The following is an 11581-nucleotide window of genomic DNA, read 5'->3' as shown; positions in this document are numbered from 1 at the left end:
CGGATTTACAAATGACAGGGCGTAAAACAGCAGGTTTGTCCATAAAAGGTGATACCAGCTTGTTAGAACCCATTTATCAATTTTTACAGTGTGAAACCCCGAATCAATGGGTTGAGAAAGCACGGCAGCCGGAGAACCTTCCGGTTTTGCTACGTGATCATCTTTTATGTGAACTAAAAGCAGCGCAGAGCGCAATGTTTCTGATCCGTAAATATGCTGTTGATCCGGCGAGCGCGGATGCGCTGCTGGCATGGTTTCAGCCCTATGAGGATTTTGCCTATAAAAAAATCGGCAGCATCCATTCGTTAAAGGGCAAAAGCCAAATTACGAAACAAATTACTGCACGGGAAAAGTCCCCTTACAGCCAGTCGTTAATTGATAAAATGGTGTTGCTGATAAAAGAAGAACTACATCATTTTTATCAGGTGCTGGAGATTATGGAATCCAGAGGAATAAGCTATGACAGCATCAGTGCGAGCCGTTATGCTCGATCGCTATTTCAGCATATTACGAATCATGAGCCTTATACTCTGGTGGATAAATTAATTATTGGGGCATATATTGAGGCGCGTTCTTGTGAACGTTTTGCTAAATTAGCGCCTCATCTGGACGAGGAATTGGGTAAATTTTATATTTCCCTGCTGCGTTCAGAAGCTCGCCATTATCAGGATTATTTAACACTGGCTCAATCTATATCTAAAAATGATATTACAGAAAGAGTGAAATACTTTGGTCAAATAGAAGCTGAACTTATTCAGTCACCCGATTCTGATTTTAAATTCCATAGTGGTATACCTGTAAATTAAAAGTATGCCGATAAATTAAGAAAGGTGGGCTTTATTATCCCACCTTTTAATTTAATTATCCCTTTATCTCAGGTGTAAAATTCTAAGTACGGAATAAGGATTCGATATTCAATCCTTGGGTATGCAGAATGTCTCTGAGACGGCGCAACCCTTCAACTTGAATCTGGCGAACTCTTTCCCTAGTTAATCCAATTTCTCGTCCTACATCCTCTAAAGTTTCCGCTTCATAACCAAGCAAGCCAAAACGACGAGCCAGAACTTCACGTTGTTTTGCGTTGAGTTCAAACAACCATTTGACAATACTTTGCTTCATATCATCATCTTGGATGGTTGTTTCTGGCCCAGAATCGTTTTCATCAGATAAAATATCTAACAGCGCTTTATCTGAATCCCCGCTAATCGGAGTGTCGACTGAAGTAATGCGTTCATTAAGCCGCATCATACGGCTTACATCATCAACTGGCTTATCCAGTTTTTCAGCAATTTCTTCGACACTTGGCTCATGATCTAATTTATGAGCTAACTCTCTTGCAGTACGTAAATAAACATTCAGCTCTTTAACGATATGAATGGGCAAACGGATCGTACGAGTTTGATTCATAATCGCCCGTTCAATTGTCTGACGGATCCACCAGGTGGCATAAGTAGAAAATCTAAAACCTCTTTCAGGATCGAATTTTTCTACTGCTCGAATAAGACCAAGGTTGCCTTCTTCAATTAAATCCAAAAGCGCCAATCCTCGGTTGCTATATCTTCGGGATATTTTGACTACCAGCCGCAAGTTGCTTTCAATCATGCGTTGGCGCGCAGCAATATCTCCCCGCAATGCCCGTCTAGCGAAAAGAACTTCTTCCTCTGCTGTCAGCAAAGGAGAAAAACCAATTTCTCCGAGATAAAGTTGGGTTGCATCAAGAACCCGTTGGTTAACTCCTTGCAACAATTCCAAGTCTTCATCAAAACTGGTTAAATCATCCTCGTCTTTCAGCAACGCTTCATCAAAGTCATCGGCTTCCGTGCCATTTTCGTCTAAATCCGCCTCTTCATACAACTCATTAACTTTAAGCGTACTTTGGCTCATCAGCTGCTCCTACCCATGATAATGCGGACAGGAGTTCAGATTCCTGCCCTGGTTTATCGCTGCGGAAGATAACGCAGCGGGTTTACGGATTTTCCCTTGTAACGAATCTCAAAATGCAATCTTACTGAACTGGTTCCGGTGCTACCCATAGTTGCTATTTTCTGCCCTGCCTGTACATCCTGCTGCTCTCGCACCAGCATAGTATCGTTATGAGCATAAGCACTCAGATAGTCATCATCATGTTTTATTATTATTAGATTTCCATATCCACGTAATGCATTTCCGGCGTAAACAACTTTCCCACTGGCGGTTGCAAAGACGGGTTGGCCACGATTACCCGCAATGTCAATGCCCTTATTCCCACCCTGAGAATCTGAAAAACCTTCAAGAACTTTTCCTTCAGCAGGCCATCTCCAACTATTGATAGTCTTACTCGTGCTAGCCTTACTCGCATTTAAATCTGTTGCAGACGATACTTTCGAAGGGGCACCGTCACTATCAGAAATCGTTTCCCTTGGCAACATTTTTTGCGAATTATTCCTGTCATTATTTGCAGGATACGCATTACCTTTTTGAAAATCAACCTGCTCAATTTTAGATTGTGTGCTATTTGATGCTATTAATACACCGTTCCTGGAGTTTACATTGCCAATTCTCAGGACTTGGCCGACATTTAAGCCATAAGGTTCTGAAATGCCATTTATGTGAGATAGTTCACGAAAATCCTTACCTGTAATCCAGGCAATGTAAAATAAAGTATCTCCATGTTTAACTGTGTAAGTTTTACCGTTATAGCTCCCTTTCGGAATGCTCCCATAATTTCGGTTATAGACGATTTTTCCATGCTGTAAATTATTATTTCCAGCATTATTTGCCGAATATTTACCATTTGTGGAATATTTATCTATTTCGCTATTTTTGGAGATTACCGGAGGAGACGATGGCATTGGAGTCGAAATCGATGAGGGGCGGGAGGATATTATTCTATTTTTTTCCTGATTATCCACACTCACTATTGGGGCAGGACGATTTGGTGTATTACTACAACCAGCCAGTATTGTGCCTGCAATTGTATAGATTATTATCCACTGTATTTTTTTCATTAAGTTTCCTACTTTCATACCTTATTCCCCCATAAAGGCAAATATAAGCAACAAGCATTATGATTTATAAAGAAATTAAGATTCATAAAAATATTTAAGGCAAAATACTTTTTTTTATCTCAAAAAAATGGCTGCTAATTTAAAAATAGCGGTAAAAAAATAAATCAGCAGATTATGCCAGTTCGCCTTGGATAAGAGGCACGAAACGAACAGATTCGATCACTTCACTATGAAAATCGTTCCCATAGCGATGTACCACTTTCAGCGACTGAGAGCTTTCACCAACAGGCAATACCATCACGCCGCCATCTGCCAGCTGATGTAACAATGCCTGTGGTATTTCTGGAGGTGCTGCTGTGACGATGATGGCATGAAATGGCCCCTTTGACGGCCACCCATTCCAGCCATCTCCATGGCGGGTTGAGATATTATGTAAATCGAGTTGCTTTAACCTGCGTTTAGCCTGCCACTGTAATCCCTTAATCCGTTCTACAGAAAAAACATGTCCGGCTAAATGAGCAAGTATCGCAGTCTGATAACCAGACCCCGTCCCAATCTCCAGTACATTAGATTCAGGCGTTAAATCCAGTAATTCAGTCATGCGGGCAACAATATATGGCTGAGATATAGTCTGCCCGTGTCCGATGGGCAATGCTGTATTCTCATATGCCTTATGTGCCAGAGCTTCATCGACAAAGCATTCTCTGGGTACTTTGGATATCACGTCCAGCAGGTGTTCATTATGAATCCCCTGTTGGTGTAGCTGTGTCAGCAAGTTTTTCATTAACCGACTTAACATTCTCCGACATCCCCGGCTTTCAACAGCCAATCAGTTACCAGTTCCTGTGCTTTATAGGCTGTCAAATCTACCTGCAAAGGAGTAATGGAAACAAACCCTTCTTCTACCGCAGCAAAATCGGTTTCCGGGCCAGCATCGTGTTTTTCTCCCGGTGGCCCTATCCAGTAGAGCATATTGCCTTTAGGGTCTTCCAGAGAATAAACTTCTTCCGCTGCACTTCGACAGCCACACCGTGTCACCTTGAATCCTTTGATTTGTTCGATAGGCACATCAGGGACATTAATATTCAGAATATTACCGGCTCTCAATGGCGATTTCTGTAACATATTCAATAAGCGAACAGTGACTTCCGCCGCTGTTTCATAATGTTTGTCACCATCCAGTGACACAGCCAGAGCGGGTAACCCCAGATGACGCCCTTCCATCGCAGCAGCCACGGTTCCGGAGTAAATCACATCATCCCCCAGATTAGGGCCACAATTGATGCCTGAAACGACGATATCAGGCCGTGGACGGACTAATTTATTGACGCCCAGATAAACACAATCTGTCGGAGTACCTTCCTGAACTGCAACATCACCATTATTCAGCCTGCTGATACGCAAAGGACGATCCAGAGTTAAAGCATTCGATGCACCACTACGATTACGATCAGGTGCTACAACCTGCACGTGATACTGTTCCCGCAATTTGGCCGCTAACGTTTGAATACCCGGGGCGGTAACACCATCATCATTACTCAGCAATATCCGAAGCATTAAAATATCTCATTAAATTTACTTAAAAAATGGCAAATGTTGAAACATGGTATTTGTTAAAACATAGATTAATACAGTAACTTTCCCTATGTGCTATATCTGCTCGCGTCTTAAAGATCTCTGCTTAAACAACATCAGGGTTTGCCAGAAAATCGTTTGATCTTAGCATGACGCAAGCAGTTTTGTAGAGCGCTTTGCATCCCGTTTACTTAAATAAGAGCATACTTATACTCTGCATCTTTTAAGTTGTACCTTTGTTGGTTGCACTCACTTTTGTTCAGAGATTTATCTCTTTATTACCATGTAGAACAATATTAAACCCTTCTTCTTCCTGAGGAGCGACAAAAGCGCGGGTGATGGCCGCAAATTGCTCTTCTGTGACCGAAAATTGGTGCTCACCAGACTGATTTCGCAGATGTAGGCGAGCCAGACAAACACTATCAGGCACATCAAGAAAATGAAGGTAGCTCTCGACCTCTGTTGCCTCAATGATTTTTTTCATCCATTTCCGGTTTTCAATCGTGTTAGCAGGAAAATCAAGAATGACAGAAATCCCGGCATTCAATAAAGAGATTAAATGAGGCTCCATCGCATTTCTGAGTTTTTCTGAATAACACACATAATCGGCCACTGTTTTTATTTCACTACCATAAAGTGTTGATAGCCAATAATCTTCATTCATCACAATTGTCATTGGTTGCTGAGATAACTTTGCAGAGAGGGTCGATTTTCCCGAAGCAATTTTTCCACATAATATGTGAAAAACCGCTTTTTGCTGCTGCGTCGTTTTTTCCTGAGAAATAGATTTATCTTGGCAAAGAGTATTTTCCGATGAGGATATTTTTGATGAATACATTAAATTACCTTCCATTGTGTAAAGGTTATTAACTCACAAGAGCATTTTCATTTGAGGCCAACACTAACTAAATTAGACACAATCTTCTTTATTCCGTTGAGTGTGAAATAATAATACAGCCCATAAATTCCAATTAATTATGTAAAATACACTCCAAAAATTAATATAGAAAACTTCAACTGCAATAACCAGATCAGTTTTTCAGATAATTTAAACAATCCTCTCGTAAAAATAATATCTATATTATCTCCGAAAATAATTTTCACTAACGTAATTATATTGTCCTAGAATAGTTAATACCACTTTAGAGTTATTATCTGCATTCAATAGTAATAACAGAGGCTTATATGAGATTCCAAAATAGCGTGGTGATTATTACGGGCGGAGCAAGTGGAATTGGTGAAGCAACAGCAAAAGCATTTTCTGCCGAAGGTGCTCATGTTGTGATTGCCGATTTCTCAGATCATGGGAAAAAAGTTGCCGAGGAACTTAATACAAAAGGCAATGAAAGTATCTTTATTAAAACTGACGTCACAAGCGAAGAGAGCATTAAGTATATGGTCTCGAAAACAGTTGAAAAATTTAAACGTATCGATGTTTTATTTGCCAATGCAGGGATAGCCGCCGATAACAGTGCAGATAAACTAACGGTTGCTAACTGGCAGAAAACTATCGATGTAAATCTGACCGGGGTTTTTCTGTGCGATAAGTTTGTTATCCATGAAATGCTTAAACAAGAATCAGGCGGGGTGATCGTCAACTGTGGTTCAATCCACAGCTTTGTCAGCCGCGAAGCCATTACAGCTTATACAGCCTCTAAAGGCGGCGTAAAGTTATTAAGCCAGACTTTAGCGATTGACTATGCCAAAAACCATATCAGGGTAAATACAGTTTGCCCCGGCTATATCAACACTCCGCTATTAAGTAAGATCCCCGAAGAACTAAAAGAGCAGCTTATTTCTCTTCATCCACTGGGACGTTTAGGAAAACCAGAAGAGGTGGCGAAAGCCGTATTATTCTTAGCAAGTGATGATGCCTCATTTATTACCGGCACGACATTACTTGTCGATGGTGGATATACCGCACAGTAGTACTCTTCCATCGACTTTCAAGTTGCAGCTTTGTCAGTAAGCTGCAACTTGAAATATTTAGAGTAATGCTCAGGCGAAAACCATTACTCAGAAATATCAGCCGTATTGTTTTGCTTCTGATTAATCAGCTCTCTGATAACACTGGTGGCAAAGCTGCCCGATGGCAAAGAAAAATGAAGGGTAACCGTTTGGTCATCCAGCCATTCCCAGTGCAGATTAAGTGGTTTTACTAACATCGCTCTGCGAGCACTGTCGACACGTTCACGTTTCACCAATCCCCAAAGAGATTCGTAATCCTGTAAACATTGCTGTTCGAAATCCAAAGCCTGATGTAGCGTTCCCAATGCCTTATCACCCGGTAATGACGCCGTAATCTGTAATTCACCGTCCATAATCCGCTGCTGTAACACAGCCAGTTCAGATTCATCCGCCACAAACCAGCTGCCACGCCCCGTTAACTGCAATGCGTCGCCATTTTGTACTTGCCGATGTTCGCCTCGTCCGATACGTATACTGGTAATTGCGTTAAACATAGCGCTACGGCTGGCAGAAAGGTAAAAGCTACGGCGATTACGCTCCTTAACCTGTATTTCATTTGTTGCCCAGCGTTGCGCCTGAACCAGATTCTGCCCATCACGCCCAAAACGCTGTTCACCAAAATAATTAGGGACGCCTGTCTGAGCTATCTGCTCTAAACGTTTTTCGACTACCTGACGATCAGAAATTTCTCTCAACACCAGTGTAAAATCATTGCCTTTCAGCGTACCAATGCGCAGTTTGCGTTTCTGGCGAGCAGTAGCCAGTATTTCACATCCTTCAAGCTGAAATGCAGACAGATCAGGGTCCTGTTTTCCCGGCAGATGTAAACAGAACCACTGCTCTGTCACCGCATTACGATCTTTTAAGCCCGCATAACTGACAGAACGTGCCGGTATTTTGGCAAAACGGGCAAGGTTATCAGCAACAAACTGCGTGTTACATCCTGTCTTGCGGATATGCACCATTAAGTGCTCACCTTCTCCATCAGGAGAAAAACCTAAGTCTTCCCGTACAATAAAATCTTCCGGGATCGATTTAACAACGCCAGTGGCTTCCGGACGCCCATAAAGCCAGTGTAATTCACTCAATATCATGCTTATTCCTTCACCAGTAAAGCTACCGCTTCACAGGCAATACCTTCTTTACGGCCTACAAATCCCAATTTTTCAGTCGTTGTCGCTTTAACGTTAATATCATCCATATGGCACTCAAGATCTTCTGCCAGATTGACGCGCATCTGGGGAATATGAGGTAACATTTTAGGTGCCTGAGCAATAATGGTGATATCAAGATTACCTATCCGATAACCTTTTTCACGAATGCGGCGATAAGCCTCTTTCAGCAGCTCACGACTATCTGCGCCCTTAAAAGCCGGGTCAGTATCCGGGAATAGTTTGCCGATATCACCCAATGCTGCCGCTCCTAACAAAGCATCTGTTGCAGCATGTAAGGCAACATCACCATCTGAGTGTGCAATCAGCCCCTGTTCATAAGGAATGCGGACACCACCAATGATCAGTGGCCCTTCTCCGCCAAATTTATGTACATCAAAACCGTGACCAATTCTCATAAGATACGTTCCTTTGATTTTCGGGATAGGTAAAACTCAGCCAGTGCCAGATCTTCCGGCTGAGTTACTTTTATATTGTCCGCCCGACCGCTGACCAGTGCTGGATGATAGCCACAATATTCCAGCGCAGAAGATTCATCTGTAATGCAGGCCTGTTCGGCAAGGGCTTTCATCAGACAATCGCGTAATAACTGCAACGGAAATAGCTGTGGAGTCAACGCATGCCAAAGACCACTGCGATCAACGGTGTGATCGACCGCCTGTGGTACTGTTTCAGCTACTCTTCCCGAAGGAACTACCATCATGCGTTTCATTGTATCCCTGACCGGTGCGGCCAGTAATCCCCCACAAAACCGTTCGTCATGAAACGGCCCACCACTCAGCACAGAAGAGAACGATTTCTCATCCAGCAATTGCAGTAAGTTATTAAGGTCCTTCCGATGCAAGCAGGGACGAGCTGCATCATGAACCAAAACCCAATCCGGGCATTCCGGCGACAACCCGGCCAGATAATTCAGCCCGGCTAATACTGAATCAGCGCGTTCATCACCACCGATAACTGTTGTAATACGCGGATCAGAAGCGATAGGCAATTGGTGAAATTGTCTGTCAGCAGGGTGTAACACAACGATGGCCTGCTGTATGCGGGGATGTTCAAGCAGTGCGGAGAGTGTATGTTCAATAATCGTTTTTTCGGCAATGCTGAGATATTGTTTCGGACACTCCGATTTCATCCGGCTACCGATACCCGCAGCAGGGATTAAAGCAACTATTTCAGTCATAAAATTCAGTTATAAAAATATCAGCAGGAGAGTGAAGAGTTGAGCAGTTCATTTGAATTATTGTTCACTGTTTTATTTCTCGTTATTTTGTCCTGAAGCCTGTTGTGCATTTTGTTTCGTTGTATCCGGTACCATGCGATAAAAAGATTCACCGGGTTTAATCATACCTAATTCATTACGGGCACGTTCTTCAATTGCTTGCTGACCGCCTTTCAAATCCTTAATTTCCGCAAATAGCTGGTCATTACGCGACTTAAGAAAAAGGTTGTCTTTCTCTTGTTTTGCAACCTCATCCTTAACCCGCATATAATCGTGAATACCATTTTTGCCGATCCACAGCGAATACTGTAACCAGCCAAGTAAAACCAGTAATAGTAGCGTTAGTTTACCCATTTCCGCCCCCTGAAAAACCCGCTAATCATCCCATAACTCAGGGGATGACGCCACTATCACAAACGAATCACAAATGGATCACAAAAGAATACGCAGTGACATGAGTGTAGGAACACATTACCTGACTCGCAATAATGTGTTTTTACTTTGTCCGGGAAATGTGTTCAGAGAATGGAAAACAAAAATGGGATATCAGGTAGTCAGAATATTTCTTTCGTTGAGCGAAATAAGTAATTCTTCCATCAATAACTCAATGGGTTGTGAACCATCTAAATGAATATCGGGGTGTTCTGGTGCCTCATAATCTGAATCAATGCCGGTAAAATTCAGGATTTCTCCGGCTCGTGCTTTCTTATATAGGCCTTTCGGATCACGGGATTCGCAAATTTCCAGAGGTGTATCAACAAATACCTCAATGAATTGCTCTGGCTCCATGGATTGCCGTATTTTTTGTCGCTCAGCACGATTAGGAGAAATAAAAGCCGTTAATACCACCAGCCCTGCATCAAGCATCAGTTTTGCAACTTCTCCCACACGGCGGATATTCTCCTGCCTATCTGCTTCAGAAAAACCTAAATCACTGCACAACCCATGACGCAGATTATCCCCATCCAATAAGTAAGTTTTGATCCCCTGCGAAAACAGCGCCTGTTCTAATACCCCAGCAAGTGTTGATTTGCCTGAACCGGATAACCCGGTAAACCAGATAACCAAAGCCGGATGCCCGTTCACTGCTTCCCGCTGTTGTCTGCCCACAGAGTGTGAGTGCCAGACTACATTAGGTGAAAGCGTGTTGTGGGAAACCGTATTGCGGGAAATAGTATTAGTATTGGGAGAATTATCCCTGACCTGAACCAATTACTTCCCTCCCAATAAATCACGTGCTCCCCAGTGTGGGAAATGGCGGCGCACCAACCGGTTGAACTCCAGTTCAAACTCACTGTATTCATGCGGCTCCTGATAGACATCAGTCTGAATTTCCCGCACCAGCCCCGCACCAACGGTAACGTTAGTCAGGCGGTCGATCAAAATGATGCCACCGGTATCCGCACTTTGCTGATAACTATCAATCAACAGCGGCTCATCAAATGAAAACTCCACCAGCCCAATAGCATTTAACGGCAGTTCAACCGCGACTTTCTGGGTCAGATTGTTGATATCAACCTGATACCGGACATTATCAATTTTTGCCCGGCTCTTTTTACCTGCTACCTTGATATCCAGACTTTGCCCCTGAATCAGCGGTTTTTCTGACATCCAGACAACGTCTACCAGAGCATGGCGCGCTACAGTCATTTGGTTTTCAACTGCAACCAACAGATCACCACGGCTGATATCAATTTCATCTTTCAAAACGATAGTGATCGCCTGCCCCGGTACAGCAAAAGGCAAATCACCATCAAAAGTTACGATCCGCTCTACCGTAGAAACCCGGCCTGATGGCATCACTTTAATTTTTTGCCCCTGACGTAAAATTCCCGATGATAATGTGCCGCTATAACCACGAAAATCAAGATCAGGGCGATTGACGTATTGCACCGGAAAGCGCAGAGGCTGCTCTGAAACATTTTTCTGTACATCTACTGTTTCAAGGAGATCCAGCAAAGTTGCTCCACTGTGCCACGGCATTTTCTCACTGTGACTGACGATATTGTCCCCTTCCAGCGCCGAGATAGGAACAAAATAAATTTGCAGATCAGTGGGCAACTGGCTGGCAAAATCCAGATAATCCTGTTTGATCTGATCGAAAATACCCTGCCGGTACTCCACCAGATCCATTTTATTTACCGCCACCACCAAATAGCGGATCCCCAATAACGTACTGATAAAACTATGGCGGCGAGTTTGTTCCTGTACACCTTTACGTGCATCGATCAGAAGAATAGAGAGATCACTGGTTGATGCACCTGTTGCCATATTACGGGTATATTGCTCATGCCCCGGCGTATCCGCGATGATAAATTTGCGTTTTTCCGTGGAGAAGTAACGATAGGCAACATCTATAGTGATACCCTGCTCCCGCTCAGCCGCAAGGCCATCAACCAAAAGCGCAAGATCCAGCTTTTCTCCCTGAGTTCCCAACCGTTTACTGTCATTTTGCAAAGTCGCCAGCTGATCTTCGTAGATCTGACGGGTATCGTGTAACAAGCGACCGATCAACGTGCTTTTGCCATCGTCAACGCTGCCACAGGTCAGAAAACGCAGTAACCCCTTTTCCTGTTGTGCTCTCAGATAGGATTCAACACCGCCCTGCTCTCTGATTTGATTGGCGATGACTTCATTATGTGCGAGTGCCGGCATTTTTA

At 43.2% G+C, this 11581-nt stretch carries 13 protein-coding genes; 2 read left to right on the top strand and 11 right to left on the bottom strand.

What is annotated here, in order from left to right:
* The first annotated feature begins 11 nt into the window (after positions 1-11).
* Positions 12-806 (top strand): tRNA isopentenyl-2-thiomethyl-A-37 hydroxylase MiaE, encoded by a 795-nt coding sequence (gene miaE / locus AACS92_RS10060; RefSeq protein ID WP_099111115.1) that lies wholly within the window; start codon positions 12-14, stop codon positions 804-806.
* An 82-nt stretch (positions 807-888) separates the two neighbouring features.
* On the opposite strand, the gene rpoS is transcribed toward miaE, so the two are convergent.
* The 5 genes from rpoS to AACS92_RS10035 all read right to left on the bottom strand — a co-directional run bounded on the left by rpoS (position 889) and on the right by AACS92_RS10035 (position 5400).
* The gene (gene rpoS / locus AACS92_RS10055; RefSeq protein WP_099111078.1) at positions 889-1884 is read right to left on the bottom strand and encodes an RNA polymerase sigma factor RpoS; all 996 of its coding nucleotides are present in this window, start codon (positions 1882-1884) and stop codon (positions 889-891) included.
* 53 nt (positions 1885-1937) lie between these two features.
* Entirely contained in the window at positions 1938-3005 is a 1068-nt protein-coding gene (nlpD, locus tag AACS92_RS10050; protein WP_099111077.1) for a murein hydrolase activator NlpD, read from the bottom strand.
* A gap of 154 nt (positions 3006-3159) precedes the next feature.
* Entirely contained in the window at positions 3160-3786 is a 627-nt protein-coding gene (locus tag AACS92_RS10045) for a protein-L-isoaspartate(D-aspartate) O-methyltransferase (RefSeq protein WP_099111076.1), read from the bottom strand.
* Complete coding sequence (gene surE / locus AACS92_RS10040; protein WP_099111075.1) at positions 3780-4544, bottom strand: 5'/3'-nucleotidase SurE; 765 nt, start codon at positions 4542-4544, stop codon at positions 3780-3782. Before surE ends, AACS92_RS10045 begins: the two co-directional genes overlap by 7 nt.
* Positions 4545-4821: 277 nt before the next feature.
* Positions 4822-5400: an AAA family ATPase gene (locus AACS92_RS10035; RefSeq protein ID WP_099111074.1), complete on the bottom strand. Its 579-nt coding sequence runs from the start codon at positions 5398-5400 to the stop codon at positions 4822-4824.
* 347 nt (positions 5401-5747) lie between these two features.
* Here AACS92_RS10035 and AACS92_RS10030 point away from each other — a divergent pair, with 347 nt between their 5' ends.
* Positions 5748-6491 (top strand): SDR family NAD(P)-dependent oxidoreductase, encoded by a 744-nt coding sequence (locus AACS92_RS10030; RefSeq protein ID WP_099111073.1) that lies wholly within the window; start codon positions 5748-5750, stop codon positions 6489-6491.
* Positions 6492-6574: 83 nt separating this feature from the next.
* On the opposite strand, the gene truD is transcribed toward AACS92_RS10030, so the two are convergent.
* The 6 genes from truD to cysN all read right to left on the bottom strand — a co-directional run bounded on the left by truD (position 6575) and on the right by cysN (position 11576).
* Complete coding sequence (truD, locus tag AACS92_RS10025; protein ID WP_099111072.1) at positions 6575-7624, bottom strand: tRNA pseudouridine(13) synthase TruD; 1050 nt, start codon at positions 7622-7624, stop codon at positions 6575-6577.
* Between the two features lie 2 nt (positions 7625-7626).
* Positions 7627-8100 carry a 2-C-methyl-D-erythritol 2,4-cyclodiphosphate synthase gene (gene ispF / locus AACS92_RS10020; protein WP_086955344.1) on the bottom strand — a complete coding sequence of 158 codons (474 nt, stop codon included), beginning with the start codon at positions 8098-8100 and terminating at the stop codon, positions 7627-7629.
* Positions 8097-8882 (bottom strand): 2-C-methyl-D-erythritol 4-phosphate cytidylyltransferase, encoded by a 786-nt coding sequence (ispD, locus tag AACS92_RS10015; RefSeq protein WP_099111071.1) that lies wholly within the window; start codon positions 8880-8882, stop codon positions 8097-8099. Before ispD ends, ispF begins: the two co-directional genes overlap by 4 nt.
* A 72-nt stretch (positions 8883-8954) precedes the next feature.
* Positions 8955-9275: a cell division protein FtsB gene (gene ftsB, locus AACS92_RS10010; protein WP_099111070.1), complete on the bottom strand. Its 321-nt coding sequence runs from the start codon at positions 9273-9275 to the stop codon at positions 8955-8957.
* 192 nt (positions 9276-9467) lie between these two features.
* Positions 9468-10094 (bottom strand): adenylyl-sulfate kinase, encoded by a 627-nt coding sequence (gene cysC, locus AACS92_RS10005; RefSeq protein WP_099111114.1) that lies wholly within the window; start codon positions 10092-10094, stop codon positions 9468-9470.
* A gap of 39 nt (positions 10095-10133) precedes the next feature.
* A complete protein-coding gene (gene cysN / locus AACS92_RS10000; RefSeq protein WP_099111069.1) occupies positions 10134-11576 on the bottom strand; it encodes a sulfate adenylyltransferase subunit CysN in 1443 nt (480 codons plus the stop codon).
* Positions 11577-11581: the final 5 nt, after the last annotated feature.

The organism is Xenorhabdus sp. KJ12.1 (genome assembly GCF_963876495.1).
Lineage (GTDB): Bacteria > Pseudomonadota > Gammaproteobacteria > Enterobacterales > Enterobacteriaceae > Xenorhabdus > Xenorhabdus stockiae.
This window is presented reverse-complemented; position numbering and strand designations above follow the sequence as displayed.